General features: G+C 65.4%; 21 protein-coding genes. 12 read left to right on the top strand and 9 right to left on the bottom strand.

The features are described 5' to 3' along the window. The first annotated feature begins 17 nt into the window (after window positions 1-17). Window positions 18-1142 (top strand): glycosyltransferase family 4 protein, encoded by a 1125-nt coding sequence (locus O4220_RS11995; protein ID WP_269604420.1) that lies wholly within the window; start codon window positions 18-20, stop codon window positions 1140-1142. Between the two features lie 25 nt (window positions 1143-1167). Here O4220_RS11995 and O4220_RS12000 read toward each other — a convergent pair whose 3' ends face one another. Beyond that, window positions 1168-2970, bottom strand: coding sequence for an AMP-dependent synthetase/ligase (locus O4220_RS12000; RefSeq protein WP_269604422.1), 1803 nt, complete (start codon window positions 2968-2970; stop codon window positions 1168-1170). Window positions 2971-3207: 237 nt separating this feature from the next. On the opposite strand from O4220_RS12000, the gene O4220_RS12005 reads away from it, so the two are divergent. From O4220_RS12005 to O4220_RS12030, 6 genes are all read left to right on the top strand, one after another. Beyond that, a complete protein-coding gene (locus O4220_RS12005; RefSeq protein WP_269604424.1) occupies window positions 3208-3600 on the top strand; it encodes a polyketide cyclase / dehydrase and lipid transport in 393 nt (130 codons plus the stop codon). A 134-nt stretch (window positions 3601-3734) separates the two neighbouring features. Continuing rightward, entirely contained in the window at window positions 3735-4169 is a 435-nt protein-coding gene (locus O4220_RS12010) for an SRPBCC family protein (protein WP_269604426.1), read from the top strand. Window positions 4170-4201: 32 nt separating this feature from the next. Further along, window positions 4202-5443 carry an ArsA family ATPase gene (locus tag O4220_RS12015; protein ID WP_269604611.1) on the top strand — a complete coding sequence of 414 codons (1242 nt, stop codon included), beginning with the start codon at window positions 4202-4204 and terminating at the stop codon, window positions 5441-5443. 52 nt (window positions 5444-5495) lie between these two features. Next, window positions 5496-5987 (top strand): hypothetical protein, encoded by a 492-nt coding sequence (locus tag O4220_RS12020; RefSeq protein ID WP_269604428.1) that lies wholly within the window; start codon window positions 5496-5498, stop codon window positions 5985-5987. Window positions 5988-6048: 61 nt separating this feature from the next. Then, complete coding sequence (locus O4220_RS12025; RefSeq protein WP_269604429.1) at window positions 6049-7023, top strand: ROK family protein; 975 nt, start codon at window positions 6049-6051, stop codon at window positions 7021-7023. 178 nt (window positions 7024-7201) lie between these two features. Next, window positions 7202-7930: a lysophospholipid acyltransferase family protein gene (locus O4220_RS12030; protein ID WP_032379058.1), complete on the top strand. Its 729-nt coding sequence runs from the start codon at window positions 7202-7204 to the stop codon at window positions 7928-7930. 22 nt (window positions 7931-7952) lie between these two features. On the opposite strand, the gene O4220_RS12035 is transcribed toward O4220_RS12030, so the two are convergent. Then, a complete protein-coding gene (locus O4220_RS12035; RefSeq protein ID WP_420030377.1) occupies window positions 7953-9245 on the bottom strand; it encodes a glycosyltransferase 87 family protein in 1293 nt (430 codons plus the stop codon). An 80-nt stretch (window positions 9246-9325) separates the two neighbouring features. Here O4220_RS12035 and O4220_RS12040 point away from each other — a divergent pair, with 80 nt between their 5' ends. Together O4220_RS12040 and O4220_RS12045 are read left to right on the top strand one after the other, a co-directional pair. After that, entirely contained in the window at window positions 9326-9817 is a 492-nt protein-coding gene (locus O4220_RS12040) for a polyadenylate-specific 3'-exoribonuclease AS (protein WP_269604615.1), read from the top strand. 45 nt (window positions 9818-9862) lie between these two features. After that, on the top strand, window positions 9863-11248 hold the full coding sequence (locus O4220_RS12045; protein WP_057476104.1) for a class II 3-deoxy-7-phosphoheptulonate synthase: 1386 nt from the start codon (window positions 9863-9865) through the stop codon (window positions 11246-11248). A 19-nt stretch (window positions 11249-11267) separates the two neighbouring features. Here the strand turns inward: O4220_RS12045 and pknB are convergent, their stop codons facing one another. After that, window positions 11268-13250: a Stk1 family PASTA domain-containing Ser/Thr kinase gene (gene pknB / locus O4220_RS12050; RefSeq protein WP_269604616.1), complete on the bottom strand. Its 1983-nt coding sequence runs from the start codon at window positions 13248-13250 to the stop codon at window positions 11268-11270. Window positions 13251-13436: 186 nt separating this feature from the next. Between pknB and O4220_RS12055 the strand changes: the two genes are divergently transcribed. Next, entirely contained in the window at window positions 13437-13808 is a 372-nt protein-coding gene (locus O4220_RS12055) for an Rv2175c family DNA-binding protein (protein WP_269604433.1), read from the top strand. Here the strand turns inward: O4220_RS12055 and O4220_RS12060 are convergent. Together O4220_RS12060 and O4220_RS12065 are read right to left on the bottom strand one after the other, a co-directional pair. Then, window positions 13805-14770: a phytoene/squalene synthase family protein gene (locus O4220_RS12060; RefSeq protein ID WP_269604435.1), complete on the bottom strand. Its 966-nt coding sequence runs from the start codon at window positions 14768-14770 to the stop codon at window positions 13805-13807. The genes O4220_RS12055 and O4220_RS12060 overlap by 4 nt on opposite strands. Before the next feature lie 10 nt (window positions 14771-14780). Further along, window positions 14781-16337 carry an alpha-(1->6)-mannopyranosyltransferase A gene (locus tag O4220_RS12065; protein ID WP_269604437.1) on the bottom strand — a complete coding sequence of 519 codons (1557 nt, stop codon included), beginning with the start codon at window positions 16335-16337 and terminating at the stop codon, window positions 14781-14783. Between O4220_RS12065 and O4220_RS12070 the strand changes: the two genes are divergently transcribed. Continuing rightward, a complete protein-coding gene (locus O4220_RS12070) occupies window positions 16336-16476 on the top strand; it encodes a hypothetical protein (protein WP_269604440.1) in 141 nt (46 codons plus the stop codon). The genes O4220_RS12065 and O4220_RS12070 overlap by 2 nt on opposite strands. A gap of 106 nt (window positions 16477-16582) precedes the next feature. Here the strand turns inward: O4220_RS12070 and crtI are convergent, their stop codons facing one another. Continuing rightward, entirely contained in the window at window positions 16583-18166 is a 1584-nt protein-coding gene (crtI, locus tag O4220_RS12075; protein WP_269604443.1) for a phytoene desaturase family protein, read from the bottom strand. 11 nt (window positions 18167-18177) lie between these two features. After that, a complete protein-coding gene (locus O4220_RS12080; protein WP_269604445.1) occupies window positions 18178-19287 on the bottom strand; it encodes a polyprenyl synthetase family protein in 1110 nt (369 codons plus the stop codon). Window positions 19288-19443: 156 nt separating this feature from the next. Between O4220_RS12080 and metF the strand changes: the two genes are divergently transcribed. Further along, on the top strand, window positions 19444-20412 hold the full coding sequence (gene metF, locus O4220_RS12085) for a methylenetetrahydrofolate reductase [NAD(P)H] (protein WP_269604447.1): 969 nt from the start codon (window positions 19444-19446) through the stop codon (window positions 20410-20412). A gap of 5 nt (window positions 20413-20417) precedes the next feature. Here metF and O4220_RS12090 read toward each other — a convergent pair whose 3' ends face one another. Together O4220_RS12090 and O4220_RS12095 are read right to left on the bottom strand one after the other, a co-directional pair. Next, window positions 20418-21587, bottom strand: a complete 1170-nt coding sequence (locus tag O4220_RS12090; protein WP_269604449.1) for a glycosyltransferase — start codon at window positions 21585-21587, stop codon at window positions 20418-20420. Next, a complete protein-coding gene (locus O4220_RS12095; RefSeq protein WP_269604451.1) occupies window positions 21584-22339 on the bottom strand; it encodes an LppM family (lipo)protein in 756 nt (251 codons plus the stop codon). Before O4220_RS12095 ends, O4220_RS12090 begins: the two co-directional genes overlap by 4 nt. Window positions 22340-22357 lie beyond the last annotated feature (18 nt).

Here is a 22357-nt window from a genome sequence, read left to right on the forward strand (position 1 = left end):
GCGCTACGGTTGACGCCATGCGTCGTACTCTTCTCGTGACGAACGACTTTCCGCCTCGCCCGGGCGGAATCCAGTCCTACCTACACAGCTTCGCCTCGCAACTACCCGCAGACGAGCTCGTGGTCTATGCACCGCGGTGGCGCGGCGACTCGCACGAGAAGTTCGATGCCGAGCAGCCGTTCGAGGTGATCCGGCATCCGACGACACTGATGCTGCCGACCCCGCTCGTGGCGCGCCGGGCGGCTCGAATCCTGAAGTCGCATCGATGCGACTCGGTGTGGTTCGGTGCGTCGGCTCCGCTGGCCGTGATGTCGTCGCACCTGCGCAAGGCTGGGGCCGAGCGCATCGTGGCCAGTACACACGGTCACGAGGTCGGTTGGTCGATGGTGCCGGGCGGTCGGGCGGCCCTGCGCACGATCGGCGAGAACACCGACGTGGTGACCTACGTCAGCAAGTACACCCGGGGCCGGTTCAGCGCGGCGTTCGGTCGGACCGCAGCCCTCGAGCACCTGCCGCCCGGAGTCGATACGGATCGCTTCGTTCCCAATGACGGGGCGCGAGCGGAACTTCGCGCGCGCTACGGCCTCGGTGACCGACCCACCGTTCTGTGTCTCTCGCGGCTGGTACCCCGAAAGGGACAGGACTTCCTGATCCGAGCGCTCCCGGGAATTCGGCGAGCCGTCGACGGTGCGGTCCTGGTGATCGTCGGAGGAGGGCCGTACGAGAGGACTCTGCGTGAGCTCGTCCGATCCACCGGAATGGAGCAGCACGTGGTGTTCACCGGCACGGTGCCGTCCGCGGAGCTTGCCGCCCACCACACCATCGCCGACGTGTTCGCGATGCCGAGCCGCACGCGTGGCGCTGGTCTGGACGTGGAGGGCCTCGGAATCGTCTACCTGGAAGCATCGTCCTGCGGTGTGCCCGTCATAGCCGGAATGTCCGGGGGTGCGCCGGAAGCTGTGCAGCACAACAAGACCGGGCTCGTGGTCGATGGAACTTCGGTCTCGGGCATCACCGACGCGATCGTGAAGATCCTGTCCGATCGCACGCTCGCCGCCCAGATGGGCAACGCCGGCCGCGCATGGGTGGACGCCGAGTGGCGTTGGGACGTACTGACGGAGAAGTTGCGATCGTTGATCTAGCGTCCGTCGTTCCGGGCCGTACGCCTCACCGGGTGTAGATCGATTCGATCTCGTCGGCGTACGCCTTGGTGATGACGTTGCGCTTGAGCTTCATCGTCGGGGTCAGCTCGCCGCTTTCCTCCGAGAAGTCGTGGGGGAGCAGTCGATATTTCTTGATGGACTCCGCATGCGAGACGGACTTGTTCGCGTCGGCGACGGCAGCATCGATCTCGGCGACGAGATCGGGGTCCTTCTGCAGATCCGACGCCGTGGCGTCGGCGGCCTTGCCGTGCGCGGACTTCCACCGATCGAACGCCTCCGGGTCGAGAGTGATGAGCGCTCCGATGAAGGGCTTCTGATCGCCGACGACAACAGCCTGGCTGATCAGAGCGCCCGCACGAAGTCGGTCCTCCAAACCGGCGGGCGAGACATTCTTGCCGCCGGCCGTGACGATCAACTCCTTCTTGCGACCCGAAATCGTGATGTACCCGTCGTCGTCGACGCTGCCGAGATCTCCAGTGCGAAACCAACCGTCGTCCAGTGACTCGGCGGTTGCTTCCTCGTTGCGCCAATAGCCATCGAACACCACCGGCCCGCGTAGCTGGATTTCCCCGTCATCGGCGATGCGAACGGTGTTGCCGGGCAACGGACGTCCGACACTACCCACGCGTTGGAATCCGATGGTGTTGACGGCGAAGGCAGCGGTGGTTTCGGTCAGGCCGTAGCCCTCGTAGATCGTCACGCCGATGCCGCGGTAGAAGTGGCCGAGCCGGCTACCGAGAGGAGCGCCACCGGAGATCGCCAGTTCGCATTTGCCTCCGAGTGCGGCCCGCAACTTGCCGTACACCAGCTTGTCGAACACGGTGTGCTTGGCGCGCAACATAATTCCTGGCCCGCCCGCGTCCTGCGCCTCGCTCCATGCCACCGCGCATTCGGTGGCAAGGTCGAAGATCTTGCCCTTGCCGTCGGCATGCGCCTTCTGCTTCGCGGTGTTGAAGACCTTCTCGAACACTCGCGGCACCGAGAGGATGAAGTCCGGTTGGAACGTTCCGAACGTCGCGACGAGGTTGGGGATGTCGTTGGTGTGACCGAGCGTGACCCCGGCGTCGAACGACGCGATACTCACTGCCCGTGCGAGGACGTGGGCCAACGGTAGGAACATCAGGGTGCTTCGTCCCTGTGTCAGCAAAGATTTCAGCGACGTCTCGCGAATACCGAGAGACTCCGCGAGCAGGTTGGCGTGGGTCAGCTGGACGCCCTTGGGGCGACCGGTGGTGCCCGAGGTGTAGATCAACGTTGCCGGGTCGGACGAGCTCAGTGCCGAAACCCGTCGGTGCACGGAGTCCTCGGTGACATCTGCGCCCGCGTCGATCAGTGCCTGCACTGCGTCGGTGTCGGCCGACTCGATCACGAACGTCCGGCGCACGGACTGTGCCGCTGCCACAACATCTTTCGTTTCCTGCACGTGTGCGTCGTTCTCGAGAACGAGCAGAACCGGCTCGGCGTCTTCGAGAATCCACTCGACCTGCCCGGCGGAGGATGTCTCGTAGATCGGCACGGTCACCCCGCCCGCGGCCCAGATCGCGTAGTCGACGACAGACCACTCGAACCGCGTCGACGACATCAGCGCAACTCGATCACCCTGTTCGATACCTGCTGCAATCAGTCCACGTGCCACCCCCACGACCAGTCGCTCGAACTCGGCCGCGGTGACGTCGGTCCAGCTGCCGTCGACGAGGCGGCGGAACACGACGGCGTCGGGCGTGTTGCGACCACGGAGGAAGACGGTGTCGACAGCCGAGTCGGTGTCCTCGATGGCGTATTTTGCTGCGGCGGTGAACTCGCGCACGGGATTACCTCCGGATAGAACTGGGAGAACGAAAGTCGATAGCTCGGCTTCACAGCTACTCTAGCCCCGGCGCGAGGACGCTCGAATGCGCCTCGAGTGGAGCCTGCAGGAACGAGCAGAAAAACCTCGAGTGGAGCCTGCAGGAACGAGCAGAAGAACCTCGAGTGGAGCCTGCAGGAACGAGCAGTGAAAGAGGCGACGTGCGCGGCCCGAGACCCGATATGTGAAGCTCTGTCGATGAGCAGTATTCAAGTTGCGGACCAGACATTCGTGGCCGCCCCCGGGGCGCGGGTGGCGCAGGCTTTCGCCTCGCCCGAGCGGTGGCGTCGGTGGTGGCCGGATCTGAACCTGACCATTACCGAGGACCGCGGAGAGAAGGGGATCCGCTGGGCCGTGCGCGGCGGTGTGGTCGGAACGATGGAGCTGTGGCTCGAGCCCGCGCTCGACGGAGTCGTCGTGCATTACTTCCTGCATGCGGAGCCCTCTGGTTCCGGCGAGATCGCTGAGCACCAGCATGCACGTCGGGTGGCGGGCCGCGCCATGACCTTCGAGCTCAAACGTGAGCTCGAGGCAGGTCGGTCTGCAGGTGAGGCACCGAGCCACGTAGCGTCGAGTTCAGCTCGCGATTGAACCGCGCGGTACGGTCGGCCGGTTCGCATTGTGCGTCCGCGGATCGATCGTGTGAGATGGATGTGCGGCCTGTTCGACGGGCGCAACAGCGAACGAATCGATCGAAGTACCCGAGAGGAAGCGGACGAGAAGTCATGGCGGAGAAAACCCAGAGATCGATCGTCGTAGAAGCCCCGCCGAAGCAGGTCATGGACGTCATCGCCGATTTCGACGCGTACCCCACGTGGGTGTCGGCCGCAAAGTCCGTCGAGGTCCTCGACGTAGATGCGGACGGACGCGGTAAGCGCGTGAAGTTCGTGCTGGACGCCGGGATGGTGAAGGACACCTACGAACTCGAGTACGACTGGGCTGCCGACGGCAGCTTCGTGTCGTGGAACCTCGTGTCGGGTGAAATGCAGAAGTCGCAGAAGGGCTCGTACACGCTGCGCGAAACCGGCAGCGGCACCGACGTGACGTACGAGCTCACCGTGGACCTGAACATTCCGATGATCGGCCTGTTCAAGCGCAAGGCAGAGAAGGTCATCACCGACACTGCACTCAAGGAATTGAAGAAGCGGGTCGAAGGCTGAGCGAAGCTCGCACCGAACCTCGCACCACGGTGATGCTGTTCCTCGGCAAAGGTGGTGCGGGGAAAACCACGCTGGCGGCGGCGTCGGGCCTGCGGCTGGCGAAGGCCGGCGAGCGGGTGTTGATTGCGTCGTTGGATCAAGCACCGTCGCTCGCCGATGCGTTCTCGGGCATGCCCGAGAACGCTGTCGATGACGAGTCCGCGGATCCATCCCGAGTCCGACCCGTCACGGCGGGCCTGGACATCGTCGAGATCGACACGCTCAGTCTGCTCGAGGCGCGGTATCGAGGACTCGGTTCCTTGGTGGCGATGGCGTCGGCGGGCCACGAGCACGGGGTGAGCTTCAGCGCGATAGAGCCGGAAGAACTGCTGGGCTTTCCGGGAATCGAAGAGTTGCTGGGGATGCACGAGATCTGTCGTCTGGTCGACGAAGGTCGCTGGGACACAGTGATAGTGGACATGCCTGCATCGGCTGATGCGTTGAGAACTCTGCAGTTGCCGGACACCGTGGCCGCGTACGTGGAGCGAATCTGGCCGCGCCACGATCGCATGGTGGCCGGCACCGGTTCCGACGTGCGCCTCACGCTCGTGGTGGCGATGATCGAGCGAGTGCTCGCCCAGGTCGATTCGGTCCGATCCTTGATCACCGACCCCGCGCGTACCGGCGTAACCGTGGTCGTCACTGCCGAACAGCTCTCGGTCGTCGATGCCGAGCGAACTCTGTCGGCCGCGGCACTGCTCGGAATCGGAATCGATCGGGTTCTCGTCAACAAGATCCTGCCGGACTTGAACTCGTCGTCGATCGGTCTGGTCGGTGCCCACCCGGCTGTGTTCTGGTTCGAGAGCTGGCGGGCCGCGCAGCTCGCCGCCGTCGCCGAGCTGCGCCGACGTATCGCCACGGTGCCCATAGTCGAGGTGGAGCGAGCCCCTGGTGAACCGGTAGGGTTGGGGCCCTTGCAGGACGTGGCAGATCGCCTGGAACCGAGCTTGCTCGAACGGCGTGCGCCGGAGCGGGGTGAGCAGCCCTCCGTAGTACTCGAGTCCGGGCGCGGACTCGAATCCGTGTACGCGATGAGAATGCTGCTGCCGGTAGTTGATTCGACGACCTTGGGTGTGGGGCGAGTGGAGGACGACTTGATAGTCAGTGCCGACGGGAGGCGACGGCGCATCAGGTTGGCGTCGGTGCTTCGTCGGTGCATCGCAGACTCCGCCGAGCTCGACGGGCCGTGCCTGGTGGTGCGTTTCCGCCCGAATCCCGACGTGTGGCCACTGTGACAACACGTATGGCCACTAAGAGAAGTCCGCGCACGATGTTCGGGGTGCAGCGATGACCTCCGGGCATTCCGAGCTGGGGGCCGATCTCCTGGCCTTGGCCGACACTGTGCTGACTCGGCTGGACCCCATCCTGCGCCGGGTTGCGGAGACGCAGCAAGAACGTGACCAACAGGGCTGCAGTTGGTGTCCGGTGTGTGCGCTCGCTGCATTGGTGCGCGGCGAGCGGCACGATCTGATCGAATTGGTGGCCTCGGAGGGCGCGGTGATCATCGCGCTGCTGCGTCAGCTGCTCGCCGACCACACGAACACCGACCACACAAACACCGACCACACGAACACCGACCACACGAACGCCGGAACCGGTCACACCGCCGCCGCGGAACCCTCGCAGTCGGTGCCCGAGCCGAACCCGACGTCGACCGAACCGGTCGACCTCTCGAACGTGTCGGTCGACACGAATATCACGGGCGAACGTCGGGCGGCGTTCGTTCCGATTACCGTTCGAGTGAAGAACTCACGATCGGACACGCAGGATCGTCCGTGACGGGTGCGCGCGCATCGATCGGTCACAGCCGTGTGGGGGACGGCGAGAAAGGCATCAACGAATGAAACGACACCAGCAGCAATTGACGGTCGGCATCGACGTGGGCGGGACCAGCCTGCGCGCCTCGGTCGTCGACGCCGATGGGCAAGTGCTCGACTCGACGGCTGCTCCCACTCCGCACACCGCGCGGGCCCTCGAGCGCGGGCTCGACCGTGCCGTGCAGGAGCTGGCCGGGCGACACGAGATCGCCGCCGTCGGGCTCGCGGTGGCAGGATTCATCGATTCCGAGCGCACGACAGTTCTGTTCGCTCCGCATCTGCCGTGGGTGAACACCCCCGTCGCAACCGAGATGAGCAAGCGCATCGGACTGCCGGTGCTGCTCGAACACGACTCCAACTCGGCGGCGTGGGCCGAATATCGATTCGGAGCCGCATCCGATGGTCGAAACGTGGTGATGGTGGCCATCGGTACCGGAATCGGCGCGGCGCTCCTGATCGACGGCAGGATCTACCGCGGCAGCCACGGTGTGGCACCGGAGCTCGGCCACATTCAGGTGGTTCCGGACGGCCGGGCCTGCCCCTGCGGCAAGCGTGGCTGCTGGGAGCGGTACTGCAGTGGCACTGCGCTGGTGGATACAGCAGTCGAGTTCCTCGCCGCCGACCCGTCGTCGTCGACGACTCTGGCCCGTGAGGTGTTTCTCGATCCAGGTTCGTTGACCGGCCGAAGGATTGCCACTGCCGCGCAGGACGGTGATTCGATCGCCCGACGCACCATGGAGGATTTCGCGCGGTGGCTGGGAGTCGGACTGTCGATGGTCGGTGACGTGTACGACCCCGATCTGATCGTGCTGGCCGGGGGAGTGGCCACGTCGTCGAGTCAATTCCTCGCGCGTGCGACCGACAAGTACGCAGAGCTGGCGACCGGTACGGGCCATCGACCGTTGGCTCGTATCCGAAGTACGCAGCTGGGCGAAGCAGCGGGCATGATCGGGGCCGCCGAGCTGGCACGGGCCCAGTTCGTCACCGGCGTGCGCTGACCGTGTCGGCCCATATCGTGTGAGCTCTGTCCCGGAGTCTCCGATGATGTGGCTGGTGTCATAAACCGTGGGTACAGTTCACTACGCGGCACGGTTCCAGGACGCACGGCCGCAGTCGATTCTCGCTCGCGGGAGCCGGCACCAAATGATTTCCGGACCATCATCAGGGAGCACGTCAATGTGGTACTGGCTGTTCAAATTCGTCATCGTCGGGCCCCTGCTCATCGCCTTGGGTCGGCCCACGATCGAGGGTGCGGAGAACATTCCGACGCACGGTCCGGTCATTCTGGCGAGTAACCACAAAGCCGTTCTCGACTCTTTCTACCTCCCGCTCAAGACGCCTCGCCGCATCACTTTTCTCGCCAAGAGCGAATACTTCACCGGTCCCGGACTCAAGGGTGCCTTTCAGAAGTGGTTCTTCACTGCGGTGGGACAGGTGCCGATCGATCGCACCGGAGCCGACGCGGCACAAGACGCTCTCAACGCCGGTGTTCGCGTGATCGAAGCGGGCAAGGTTCTCGGCATCTACCCCGAGGGCACACGCTCTCCCGACGGCCGGTTGTACAAGGGCAAGACCGGTATGGCGCGTCTGGCGCTGCAGACCGGAGTCCAGGTCGTGCCGGTCGCGATGGTCGGTACCGAGAAGATGAACCCCATCGGTTCACGCGTCTGGCGGCCGGCCAAGGTCACCATCCGCGTCGGGAAGCCCATCGACTTCTCACGTTTCGAGGGAATGGCGGGCAATCGATTCGTCGAGCGCGCCGTCACCGACGAGGTGATGTACGACTTGATGTTGCTGTCCGGTCAGGAATACGTGGACGTGTACGCCGCGTCCCTGAAGAAGGCTGCACCGGTAGAAGATTCGGCTCCCGCTGCGCGGCGCATCCCCGACTCCAAGGCCAGCTGAACCTGCACGAGAACAACCGCGATCACCGAATCGCAGCGGCTTCGTCGGCCGTCTCCGAACGGTTCGCGAAGCCGATCGCCGCAAGGGCGACGATCGACGCCAGAGCCCACCACACGTAGGCGGAGGCCGCGAACTGGTCCAACAACGGCCAGCCGAGCCCGCTCCATCGTCCCTCGCCGAGCTTCCAATGCGGTGGATACACCATCAGCGCCAGTCCGACTGCAACCAGAGTCAGCAGCAGCGCACTGCGGCGGCGATAGCCGAGGACGGCCAGCACTACGGTGAACGGAACTGCCCACACCCAGTGATGCGACCAGGATACCGGTGAGACCAGCAGGCCGAACATGGCGTTGATCGTCAGGGCCAGCGCAATCTGCCCGGCCGCGAACGCTTTTCGCATTGCCACCGCCGCTATGCCGAGTACTACCACCGACAACGCGATCCACAGGATCGACCGCGGCAACTCGTCCAATCCCAGGCGCGCGAGCACGCCGGTGATCGACTGGTTCGGCGGGTAGGCCGGGCCACCGATCCGGTCGGAATCGACGATCGTCTCGGTCCAGTACTTCACCGAGTCCGACCACGTCAGCGCGAAGCCGATTGCGGTGAACACCGCAAAACTCAGAACCGAGACCACTGCAGCGCGAAAGTCCTTGCGCAAGAGAAAGAACAACACGAACACAGCAGGAGTGAGCTTGACGGCGGCCACGAGACCGATCAGGACCCCTCGTGGCCACGGAGTCTTCTTCGGCAGGCAGTCGAGTGCCACGAACGCCATCAGCACGATGTTGATCTGTCCGTAGTTCAGCGTCGAGGTGACCGGCTCCAGTACCAGCACAGACAACGCGAACGCTGCTCCGGCAGACCACCACACGAGTGTGCGAGGGCGAAGTCCGAGCGAGGTGAGGGTAATTACGACGGTCACCAGCAGCAAGAGCATGGACAGCACAGTGACCGCGATCGACGCGGCGTAGAGCGATACCGACGACAGCGGGCTGAAGATCGCCGCGGCGATCGGGGGATAGGTGAACGGCAGGGTCGTGCCGGTCGCGATCGGCGGCAACTGCCCGTAGAGGTCCCCGCCCTCGGCGAACACTTGACCACCGAGTCGATACACGTCGAGATCGAGTCGGTAGTGCTCGCCCAGAGTCCGCAAACCCGGAAAGCCGTTGAGATGGAACAAGACGCCGACAGCGGAGGCGACCAGGACGACGATCCTGCTCGACACGACGGCCCACCGCGGCCATCGAGGTGGCGTCGGCCCGGCCGGCTCCGATGCCTCGGCGATCGGACGGTTGGTGTCGGGCGATGTCACAACGTGGGCCTTTCGGGGCTGTTCGGATTCGGACTACCGGTACGTGGGGTGGTGTCGAGGTACGCGCTAGGGTGAGCCGCGTGCGCTACTTCTACGACACAGAGTTCATCGAGGATGGTCGCACAATCGAGTTGGTCTCGATCGGTGTGGTTTCGGAGGACGGTCGCGAATTCTATGCGGTGTCCTCCGAGTTCGATCCCGAGCGCGCAGGCCGCTGGGTCCGGCGCAACGTGCTGCCCAAGTTGCCACCGTACTCGTCGCCGCTGTGGATGAGCCGGTCTCGAATCCGGGACGAACTCCTCGAGTTCCTGGTGCCGCACTACGGTGCCGATGTCGAATTGTGGGCGTGGGTGGCTGCATACGATCACGTAGCGCTTTGTCAGCTGTGGGGTTCGATGACCGAGTTGCCCCGTTCTCTGCCGCGGTTCACCCGGGAGCTGCGCCAGCACTGGGAGGATCGAGGCAGCCCTGAGCTGCCGTCGGTTCCCGACGACGCTCACGATGCGCTGGCCGATGCGCGGCACAATCTGGCGAAGTTCCAGGCGATCGAGGAGTACTCGCACCGCGGGTGAACACCCGTTGTCCTGCGATGACAGTGGTGCGAATATCCTGTACTCGTGAACTGGACTGTCGACGTACCCATCGATCGCTTGCCCGACCTGCCGCCGTTGTCGCCGACGATGCGTACTCGATTGGACGATGCGTTGGCCAAGCCGGCTGCGCAGCAGCCGCAGTGGGACCCCGAGCACGCAGCGGACATGCGCAAGGTGCTCGAAAGCGTTCCGCCCATCACCGTCGCTGGTGAAGTGGAGGCGTTGTCCGACAAGCTGGCCGCCGTTGCGCGCGGTGAGGCCTTCCTGCTGCAGGGCGGCGACTGCGCCGAGACGTTCGTGGACAACACCGAACCGCACATCAAGGGCAACATCCGCACGCTGCTGCAGATGGCAGTGGTGCTCACGTACGGCGCGAGCATGCCGGTGGTCAAGGTCGCTCGCATCGCCGGCCAGTACGCCAAGCCACGGTCGTCGAACATCGACGCGCTCGGTCTCCAGTCCTACCGCGGCGACATGATCAACTCGCTCGTGGCCGACGAGAGCGTCCGTGGCCACGATCCGTCGCGACTGGTGCGCGCATACGCCAATGCCAGCGCAGCGATGAACCTGGTTCGCGCACTCACCGGCGCAGGCATGGCGGATCTGCACAAGGTGCACGACTGGAACCGTGAGTTCGTCGCCAATTCACCCGCAGGTGCACGATACGAAGCACTAGCGGGAGAGATCGATCGCGGCCTGCGCTTCATGGATGCCTGCGGCGTGAACGACCCCAATCTGCATACCGCACAGATCTACGCGAGCCACGAAGCGCTCGTACTCGACTACGAGCGCGCAATGCTGCGCCTGGACAACACCGACGATCACCCCAAGCTGTACGACCTGTCGGCGCACTTCCTGTGGATCGGCGACCGCACCCGTCAGCTCGACGGAGCACACATTGCCCTGGCAGAGCTGATCTCCAACCCGATCGGTCTCAAGATCGGACCCACGACGACCCCCGAGATGGCCGTCGAGTACGTCGAGCGCCTCGACCCGACCAACAAGCCGGGCCGTCTGACGCTGATCTCGCGCATGGGCAACGGCAAGGTACGCGACATCCTGCCGGCCATCATCGAGAAGGTGCAGGCCACCGGACACCAGGTCATCTGGCAGTGCGACCCCATGCACGGCAACACCCACGAGGCATCGACCGGATACAAGACGCGGCACTTCGATCGCATCGTCGACGAAGTGCAGGGCTTCTTCGAGGTACACAACGGCCTCGGTACGCATCCGGGCGGAATCCATGTCGAGCTGACCGGCGACGACGTCACCGAGTGCCTCGGCGGTGCCCAGGACATCTCCGACCTGGACCTCGCCGGTCGCTACGAAACGGCCTGTGACCCGCGGCTGAACACGCAACAGAGCATCGAGCTGGCCTTCCTCGTAGCCGAAATGCTTCGCGACTGATTCGGTCGCAACATCCGGCTCAGGGGAGCGAGACGACCATCACCTCGGAGCCCGGTTCCACGTGGGAACCGGCTCCGGGGCTCTGGGTGATCACCAACGAGCCGTCCGTATCGACCACCTGACGGACGTCGATCGTCAGGCCGAGGGCTGCGAGCGTCGTGCGAGCCGAACCGACCGAACGCCCGAGCAGTGAAGGCACGGTGACGGCGTTGGACACCTCGAGCACGGCGGTGGTTCCCGATCTGACCGTCTGCCCTGCTTCCGGTGTCGTTCCGATTGCTTTGCCGCCGTCGGTCTCGTCGTCGAACGTCTCCCGAACCTCGGCGACGGTGATTCCCACCGATTCGAGCGTCGTGCGGGCCTGATCGACGCTCTGGCCGCGGACGTCGGGCACCTCGACCGGCGGCGCGCCTTTGCTGCGCAATACCGTCACCGAGCTTCCGGTGGTCAGGACAGTGCCCGGTGGTGGGTCCAGTGCTGCGACCCCGCCGATGGGAGCGCTGGTGCTGAAGGCTTCGCCGCCGTCGACGGGAGTGAACGTCCGGTCTCGCAGTTGCTGTTCCATGTCGGCGACGGACGCGTTCGCGTCGATCGAGGGGACGCTCGGGCTACCGAGTGACACCAGCAGAAACACTGTGTCGCCCTTGGCGATTCGCGATCCGCCGGTGGGGTCGGTGCCGATGAGAAGGTCGGTGTCCACGGAGTCCGAGTAGGTTCCGCGCACCGCAGCCTGCAGCCCGGCGGCCTCGACGGCGCTGGTGGCACCGGTGGTGTCGAGGCCGTCGACCATCGGGACGGCGGTGTAACGACCTGACCCCATCCACCAACCGCCGAAGCCGACGAGCACGGCGAGTAGGGCCACGACGAGGAGCCAGATGACGATCGCTCGACGCGAACGCTGTCGGTCCGCCTCGAAGTCCGGAAAACGGTACTGCCCTCGGCCCGTCGCGGGTGGCTCGGCGGGCGGCGCATCGTCGTCCTCCGGGCCGTACTCGACACCTCGGGAGGTCGGTGACGTCACCACACGGGTGTGCTGCACCCCGTGTTGCGGGGGCGGGGGCGGGGAATCCTGGACCACCTGGGTTCGAGCAGACGGCGCTCGATCACCGGCCACCGTCGTCGGTGCTCCTGCGGCCGCGGAGCTCAGATGCTCGGCCGACCGCTTGGGCGCGGGTACTCGGTAGTCGGGCAGCGCCAGCGCCGACGCGGCCCCGCGCAGCGCGCGCGCCATGTCGTCGGCGTTGCGATACCGGTGTTCCGGGGCACGGACGGTTGCGTGCTGGACCACCTCGTCGAACTGCGGCGGAACGCCCGCAATGAAGGTGGAGGGGAGCGGTACGTCGTTGTCTATGCGCTGATAGGCGATGGACAGCGAGGTGTCGCCGGTGAACGGGGTGCGTCCGGTCAGCAGCTCGAAGAGCACGATCCCGACGCCGTAGACGTCGCTGCTCGCGGACGCCGAGCCGGTGGTGACCTGCTCGGGAGACAGGTACGCGGCGGTGCCCAGAATCACACTGCTCGACGTGACAGTGGAGGCCGCGATGGCACGCACGAGTCCGAAATCGGCGATCTTCACGTCGCCGTCGTCGCTGATCAGAATGTTCTCGGGTTTGATGTCGCGGTGCACCAACCCTGCTCGGTGGGCGACCGCGAGCGCTTCGAGAACCGGCCGCACAACGGCGACCGCCGCGTGCGGTGGCATCGGGCCGCGCTCACGCAGGAGCTCACGTAGAGTTCCGCCCTCGACGAGTTCCATGACCAGGAAGGCGTGTTCGCCGTCCCGGCCGTGGTCGTAGACGGCGACGAGGCCTGGATGGCTGAGCCTGGCCACGGCCCGTGCCTCGAACTCGAATCGCTGGACGAACTGCGGATCCTCGGCGAACTTCGGATCCATGATCTTCACCGCGACCGGGCGATCGAGCCTGGTGTCGAGGCCGCGATAGACCGTCGACATACCGCCCCGTGCGATCGGTCCGTCGATACGGTATCGACGATCGAGCATCGAACCCGGTATCACCGAACCTCCTCTCGTCGTCCACTACGCTGGTTACTGTGCTGTCCGCTTCGGTCCCGGACCTCCGACGCCGATCGTATCGGTGCGTCGGCCGGGCATCGGCGATCGTGTTGCTCTCCCGGCCGGGTCCGCCGTTTTTGAAGTCTGGACGCCGGACCCGTTAACGTTACCTGCGTGAGTGCCATTCCCTATGCCGACGACGTGCTCGATCCGTCGGTGTCTTTGCTGCAGTTCGCCGACGTCGCGAAGATTCTCGACGTTCCCAAGACCCGCGTCGAGCAGCTCGTTCGAGATCGCCAGCTGTTGGCTCTGAAGCGTTCGCGTGTGCCCGGTGTTCCCGAGCAGTTCCTCGACGCGAGGACGGGGACCATCGTCAAGGGCCTGCCCGGCTTGTTGGCCGTGCTGCACGACGGCGGCTACGAGGACGAAGAGATCCTGCGGTGGCTGTTCACCGAGGACGACAGCCTGCCCGGCGCGCCCGTGGCCGCACTGCACGGCGATCTGATGCGCGAAGTGATCAGGCGCGCGCAGGCGATGGCCTTCTAACGAACGGTCGCCCGCTTGAAGCCGGTGACGGCGAACTGTGGAAGTGCGATTCGGGCCCGAGTCCACTGCGGCACCGTCGCCCGCTGGGAGAGCACACGGTAGCCCTGTGACTCGACCTCGTCCAGGATTCGGCCGTACAGAATCGACGCTGTACGCATCGACGGACGTACTCGCGGGTCGAGCATGTCGATGCCGGCATCGGACGTGCGATAGATCGAGCGGGTGACGGCGATCAGATGCGCGAGAGCTCGGGTGACCCGGGCATCGACACTGCCCGTCGTGCGGCACCAGCGCAGCAGTTCCTCGTCGACTCCGAAGGCAGCCAGCTCGTCGGTGGGGAGATAGATTCGATCGCGATCGAGGTCCTCGCCCATGTCCCGGATGAAATTCGTCAGCTGGAACGCCTCGCCCAGGGCTGCGGCAGGAGGCTCGGCCTCGGACCGTTCGACCACGGTTCCCAGGATGGGCAACATCTGCAGTCCGATGACCGCGGCGGAGCCGTACATGTACTCGCGCAGTTGTTCCATGGTCCGATAACGCGAGACGAACACATCGCTGCCCGGGATGTCCATGCGCATCGAGTGCATGAACGCGAAGAAGTAGTCGTGTGGAATGTCGTACCGCACCACGGTGTCGCACAGGGCACTCAGTACCTGGTCGGTCACGCTGTGCGGCAACGGCTTTCCGGCCAAGGCGTCACGCACTCGGGATTCGATCACGTCGAGTTCGACGACGCGGCGAGCGTTGAGCTCGTCCGATCCCACGGCGATATCGGTGCCTTCGAGGTCGACGATGTCGTCGACCATGCGGGCGAATCCGTACAGCGCGTGCACTGCTGCGCGCTTGTCGGTGGGCAGCAGGCGGGTGGCGAGGAAGTAGGTCTTACCGTGCTGGGCGTTGAGCTCGCGACAGATTCGATACGCCTCGTGCAGCGCCGGATCGATGCCGTCCAGTTCCTTCATCGGGAGAGTCTCATGACGTGGACTCGTCTCCGGATGATTCGGATGCGGTGTTCTTGGGAGCATTAGGCACGGCACGGTGTTCCCTGGATCGGTCCGATCGTAAACGCAGTGGATCGACGCGCGTCAACGCGAGAGCGGCAACCACGGCGGCGATGACGGCCAGCGCCACGTGCACGATGTTGTACAGGCCGATGGCACCGTCGGGTTGGAAGACGAGCATGAGCCATGTCGACAGACCGGTCAGGACCATGAGCGTCGTTCGAGACAAGGCGAAGCCGGCGGCGATCGCCAGCGGCCACGAGTAGTACCAGGGCAGGGCAGCGGGGGAGAGAACGACCGTGGCGACGAGGGCGATCAGGATGCCCTTGACGGCGTTTCGCTCGGACTTGCGGCCCCACCACCAGGCTGCCGCGAGAATCACCACCAGGGCGATCGAGCACAGCAGCCGCGTGACGTAGAGAACCGGGTCGAGTCGAACGTCGAGGAACCAGGAGGTACCGACGGTCACCAGGTGCGCAAGAATTGTGGGCAGCGAAAGCCAGTTGATGATTTTGGCCGATCCCGAGAGCGCTGTCAGCCACCCGATTCCGACTCCGGCGACAAGGGAAGAGACCGCGAACACTGCAACGAAGACCGATGCTCCGATACCTGCAGTCTTGGTGAACACCAGTAACGGCGAGGGAGGGGTTCGGCCTTCGGAACGGGCTTTGTCCCGTACGTGCAGCATCCAGATCCAGACCAGAAAGGGCAGTGCCAGGCCGGCGGTTGCCTTGATGGCCACCGCTATCGCCACCAGCGCGATCCCGGCCACGTGTCGATGTTCGAGGACCAACACGATGCCGGCCGTCATCAGACCCACCATGAGCAACTCGTTGTGCACCCCGCCGATCAGGTGGATCAGCACCAAGGGGTTGAGCACTGCGAGCCACACAGCAGTGGTCGCTCGACCGCCGAGGTGCTTGGCGAGCCGCGGAACCGCCCACATCATCAGCGCCAGACCGGGCAGCATGGTCAGGCGCAGGAGCATGGTCCCCGCGATGACGTTGTCACCCGTCAACGTGGTGATACCGCGTCCGAGCAGCAGGAACAGGGGACCGTAGGGGGCTGTCGTCGTGGTCCAGACATTGCTGACGTTGTCGAGCAGAACCCCTGGATTGGCAACGGGGCCAACGCCGTACGGATCGAAACCGTCACGGAGCAGGGCTCCCTGGGCCAGGTAGGAGTAGGCGTCGCGGCTGAACATCGGTACCGACAGCAACAGCGGTGCCGTCCATGCCGGAACGATCCACCTGAGTTCGCCGACCGTGGTGCGTCCGTGCAGGGTAGCGCGCCCGAGTCGAACCCAGGCGGTGATCATCAGCAGTACGCCGACCCAGACGATGATGGTCGACAGCACGAATCCGTGGCCGAATCGCAGCCACGACAGGTGCATCTCCTCGAGCAGCGGATCGCGTCGGCGCACGCTACCTGCGCCGAACCCGCCGAACGTGATGCAGACGGCCCCGACCACACCGAGGATTGCCGCTTTGCCCTCCGGGCTGCGGAGAAAGTTTCCCGTGGCAGTCATGCGCGACGGTCGTGGCGCGTTCGACGACGCGGGGGAGTCGTCCGACGATCGATCCTCGGAGGTGGAGTGCGACGAAATCGAAGACATTGCCGCCTACTCCTCCTCTGCAACGAATGTGTTGTTCGCGATCTACATGTGACGCCGATGTTTTCGCCGGTCGCCGAACGATCATGGTCGCAGCAATGAACGCGACCGGCAAACGATCGCGTTCAGCTTAGTTGGTCGGTGCAGTGAATCGAACGAAGCTACCGCCCCGAGCGTCCAGTCACCCGCTCGGCGGCGAGCTTTCCGGACACCAGAACTGTCGGAACGCCCACGCCCGGCGTCGTGCCGGAGCCGGCGAGAACCACGTTGTCGAGTCCGGCGACCATGTTCTTGCGTCGGAACGGACCGGTCTGCCGGAAAACGTGAGCGGACGAGAACGGCGAACCTTCGATCATGCCCTTCTGCGCCCAGGTCTCGGGTGTGTCGATGTGGTCGACAACGAATGCATCCTGAAGTCCCGTGTACCCGCGGTCCTCCATCGTGGTCAGTATTTCGCGGAGGTAGGGGTGTGCCAATTCCGCCCACGCGAGCGGAGCGCTGTCCAGATTGGGACACGGTGCCAATATCGACACCGGCTCACAGCGGACACCGCCGCGCACCACTTCGAGGTTCGGGTCGCTCACCGAAGGCCTGGTGATGAGCAACGAGGGATCGGCCATCAGCGACCCCTTACCCGCCTTGGCGGTGATCCTTCGGAACGTCTCGGCCCATTCGTCGCCGAAGTCGATGGTGTGATGCGCGCGAGCGGGCCACTTCGCGGTTTGTTCGACGGGAACGGTTCCGTGCGCGACGACCGCCGACGGTGAGACGACGCCGTAGCCGTTGCGTCTGCCCTTCTTCGACACCGCCGCCCGGTCCAGGAGTCGATCCACCACAGGCAGGTCGGCAGTGAGAACGAGTGCGTCGCAGGCGATTCGGTGGCCGGTCGCGGTCAGCACGGAGTCGGCACGGCCGCGGTCGACGGTGATGTCTACGATCTCGGTGCCGAGCTCGAGCGTTCCGCCCGCGGTGACGAACGCGTCGGCCATGGCCCTGGCGATGGCTGCCATGCCGCCGTCGGGGAAGAAGACTCCGAGGGACGTGTCCATGTGTGCGATGGCCCCGTAGACCGCGAGAGCCTTCTGCGGTGCCATGCCTGCGTAGAGCGCTTGAAACGTGAAGACCCGGCGCAGTCGGGTGTCCTTCAGGAACCGGTCGACACGGGGTCCGAGTCTGCCGAAGCCGCCCAGCTTGGTCAGCGTTGCGGTGTCGCGAATGGCAGCCTTCGAGCCCACGAGATCGAGCGGGGAGTCGAAGTTCGAGTCGATGTACCGGTCGAATTCGGCATCGAAGATGTCTGCCAGCCACCGACGCAGGTTGCGGTATCCCTGTGCCTCGGCGGGCCCGCAGGTCCGTTCGACCTCGGCCTCCATCGCCTCCGGGTCCGAGTAGACATCGATCGACGTACCGTCGGCGTACCGCGTGTGATACGACGGCGACAGGGCCGTGAGCCGGATCTGTGGTGTCGTCGACTCGAAATCGGCACCCACCGCGGCCAGGGCCTCGAGCACCAGGTTCGGCATGGTCAACACGCTTGCGCCGTTGTCGATGTCGTACAGATGCGAGCCGTCGGTATCGGACACGGGATACACGCCGACTCGGCCGCCCACGGTCTCGTCTCGTTCGACGATGGTCACCTTCTTGCCTGCTCCGAGCAGATGAAGGCCGGCAGCCAACCCGGCCAATCCGGCTCCCACCACCACGACCCGGTCGGTGGGTCCGGTGACCGTGCGAATCGAAGACATGACGCTCACTTTCAGTACTGCCGCTTGATTGCGGCGGTTGCCATGGCGCGCAGATGCGCGGCTGCGACAGGCTCGATCGAACTGTTGTCGAGGGCCGCGACCGCCCGAGCGCCGAGCTCGTCGATCTGCCGTTCGACGGCGTCGACTGCTCCCAGTTCGACCAGAATCGAACGAATGTCGGCCACTGCATCGGCGTCCAGTTCGGTTCCGAGGCTGGCCCGGATCGTGGCTGCAAGATCGGGCCGGTTCTCGTCGGCTTGCTTCAGCGCCGACGCGATGAGCACGGTGCGCTTGCCCTCGGTGATGTCGTCGCCCGACGGCTTGCCGGTCACCTCGGGATCGCCGAACACTCCGAGCAGGTCGTCGCGCAATTGGAACGCGATCCCGATATCTGCCCCGAAGCTGCGATACGCAGCGATCAGGTCCTCGTCGGCATCCGCCAGAACTGCGCCGAGGTGCAGCGGTCGCTCCACCGTGTACGCGGCGGTCTTGAAGCGATTGACCCGCATCGCAGCCGCCACCCCTTCGTCGGTGCCCGCTTCGGCTTCGATGTCGAGGAGTTGGCCACCCAGGACCTCCGTGCGCATGGCCGACCACACCGGCTGGACCCGCCGCGCCGCGTCGTTGTCGATGCCCGACTCCCGGAGTAGATCGTCGGCCCAGCACAGGGCGAGATCACCGACGAGGATGGCGGCCGACTCGCCGAAGTGGTCCGAAGAGCCGGACCAGCCCGCGTCCCGATGCCGTCGGGCAAACCCGACGTGCACGGTCGGAAAGCCGCGCCGTGTGCTGGACGAATCGATGATGTCGTCGTGGATGAGGGCGCAGGCCTGAATCAGTTCGAGCGCCGAGCAGGCGCGAAGCACTGCGTCGGACCGCGGACCGGTGGGTTCGCCACCGGCACCGAGCCACGCCGTCCAGGCGAACGCGGGGCGCATGCGCTTGCCGCCGCGCAGCACGAAGGCTTCGAGATCTGCCACAGCTGCGGGGTAGCCACCGCCGACGGTGTCGACGACGTCACGGCGCGTGGCGAAGAACTCGGCGAGCTTCGCGTCCACGGCAGCGCGCAGCGCCTCCGGGCCGAGTGCAGCGGTGGGGGTGTCGACGACGGGCGAAGACAAGTCTCCGGACAGGACGATCCTCCAAGGTTTGCGGTGGGTGCGTCGGAATGTGGTTCCCAGACTAGTAGCCGTCCACACCCCCGCGCCGACGTGCGGCGAACACCGACGCCCGGGAGGCCCGACGGGCTGTACCGACGCGCAACCTATGATCTTCGGGTGAGCGAAGAATCCGTCCGGGGGCGGGCGAGCCGAGGGAACGCGTCGGGGACGCCGTCCATCGTCGACCGACTGCGCAGTGAACCGAACGCGAGAATCCCGTTCTCTGTCGAGTTCTCGCCGCCGCGCGATGCTGCGGCCGAGGCCAGGTTGTGGCGCGCAGTTCGCGAGTTCGAGCAGCTTGCGCCCGCCTTCGTGTCGATGACATACGGTGCCGGAGGGTCGACGCGTGATCGGACGGTGCGTGTCACCGGACAGATTGCGGAGGAGACCACGCTGCTGCCCGTGGCGCATCTCACCGCCGTTTCGCACAGTGTCGACGAGTTGCGGTCGATGGTCGGGTCCTACGCAGACCGCGGCATCACCAACATCCTCGTGCTGCGCGGAGACCCGCCGGGAGATCCACTCGGTGACTGGGAGAAGCATCCGGACGGAGTCGAGTACGCAGAGGAACTCGTTCGGTTGGTGCGCGATCTGGGCGACTTCCACGTCGGAGTGGCGTCGTTCCCCGAAGGACACCACCGCGCCGACGACCTCGAACAGGACACCAGGTGCCTGGTCGGCAAGCTCCGTGCCGGGGCCGAGTACTCGATCACCCAGATGTTCTTCGACGTGGACGACTATCTGCGTCTGCGCGATCGCGTGTCTGCGTACGACGCCGAGCAGGGTGCCAAGCCGATCATCCCCGAGATCATGCCCATCACCTCACTCCGGTCGGTTCGCCGGATGCTCGAGCTCTCGGGCACCACGCTGCCGTCGTCCCTGGACGAGAAGTTCACTCGCGCCGCCGGATCCGGGCACGAGGAGGACCGCGCGGCCGTCCGAGAGGTGGGCATCGAACTCGCCACGAACATCGGTGAGCGGCTGATCTCCGAAGGTGCACCCGGACTGCACTTCATCACGTTGAACTTTGCCCGCGCCACCCGTGAGGTGTTGTGCAACCTGGGGCTCGCGCCCGCGCGGGTGTAGCCGCGTCAGCGCTGCGGCGAGGGCGAGGGACGCGACTTCCACGTCAACGATCCGCGTTGCCTGCGGACGTGGGATTCCGCGACGAGTCCGGTGAAAGCGAGAATCGACACCGGATGCAGCGCGGCGTCGATCACATCGTCCACGCCGAACCGCGGTCCCGATTCGCGTCGACGCGCGGCCATTCGAGACACGATGCCCGCGAGATATCCGGCCAAACCGAGGCGACGCACCGATCCCGAGGCCGTGAGCGCTGCTATCGGCGGCAGCAGGTAGATCGCGGCGGACGTCAGTGTTGCGGTGGCCGAACCGACCGGGCCGCCGAACTCGTTCCACAGCCACCGGCTGTACCCGGATCGCAGGTCGGTAGCCGAGTCGTACATCCGGCAGCTGACGAACCCCGCTCCCGACACCACCGCAGTCGACATGCCTCGTCGGCGGAGGGTGCGTGCCAGATCGAGATCTTCGGTTGCGCTGGCCGCGACGCAGCTGTGGCCCCCGATGGCGCGATAGGCAGCGGCGTCGAATGCCATGAACTGACCACAGGCCACCGCCATCGACGGCAGCAGCGTCGAGTTGGCCAACGGCACGGGAAGAGTGGACATCCAGGACCATGCGAGCAGCGGTTGAACGAGTCGCTCGGCGATACTGCCGACCAGCTGTTCGGGCCACGGGCACAAAAGCGCCGCATCGCGGCGTCGCAGAGCCTCGGCAGCGGCTGCCACTGAGTCGGGCGCGAGTCGAACGTCGGCATCGACGAACATGATCAGCGACGCCTGTGCGCCGCCTTCGTCGGCCAGTCTTGCCAGCTCGGCGCACGCGGCGGCCTTTCCGGTCCAGCCGGGCGGGGGAGCGGCATTCGAGGTCACGACGCGAATCCTCGGGTCGCCGGCGGCGGCCGTGCGGGCAGCCGACGCCGTCCCGTCGCTGGAGTCGTCGTCGAGGACGATGACCTGCAAGTCGGCACACGATCGCTGACGGGTGAGATCGCCGATCAGCAATGGCAGTGTCGCTACCTCGTCGCGGGCGGGAATGCAGACGACGATGCGTTCGGTGATGTCACGATCCGGAGTACGCAAGCCGGGCGTGAAGCGCACATTGAGCAGCGACACTGCAGCCGACGCCGTTGCCAGGACGGCAGCGGTCGCCGTCGTTCGTGCGAGGAGTCGGTCGGTCACACCGACGTTCTGTCGGTCGGACTGTCCGCCTCGGGTCCTCCCGGCTGCCGATTACGCAGCGGTGGGTTGCGCGAAACCCAGGCCATGGCTCCGATGATGGCCGCGACGCCGACGGTCACACCACCGACGATGCCCGCCCAGCCGGCGAAGCTCCTGGTGTTGGGATCGGGGTAGTTGACCTCGGCGCGCACCGACGTCACTTCACCTGCAGGCAACTTCCAGGAGATGGAGTTGTCGCTCTCGCGGGTGCCGTTCGTGGTTCCGATGCGGGCAGGGAATGCAATGGTGAACTGAACGTCCGAACCCTGGGCCGGAACCGAGGACAAGTCGGCGTTGCCCGCCAAGGTGACGGTGTCACCCGATCGCTGAAGCTCCAGCTGGAACGATCCGGCGGCGTTCTGGAAGATGGAGCCGAGCGTTTGCACATCGCCGAACGAGAGATCGTCGAAAATGGCCTGCGAGCCGACGTATCCGTCCTGGTTGTACGGCTCGACCCGCACCTTGTCCTCGATCGAGGACGGAACCACCAGCTCCGGGCCGGTATCGGAGTCGGAGGTCGGCACACTGGCTGCCACGATCTGGCCCGCCACCCGATCGTTCGCCGACACCCCCATCGTGACCTGTACCCGAAGGCACCCGGCCAGCAGCGGCGCGACCAGTAGCGCCAGTGCGACCACCGAGAGAATCCTGCGGCGGTGGGTTCGGTGAGATGTTCGCGATGTCGACTGCACAGCGACATCGTGCCAGGGCATCGAGTCGATGTCAGTCGG

The sequence above is a fragment of the Rhodococcus ruber genome (assembly GCF_027270735.1).
Taxonomy (GTDB): Bacteria; Actinomycetota; Actinomycetes; order Mycobacteriales; family Mycobacteriaceae; genus Rhodococcoides; species Rhodococcoides rubrum_A.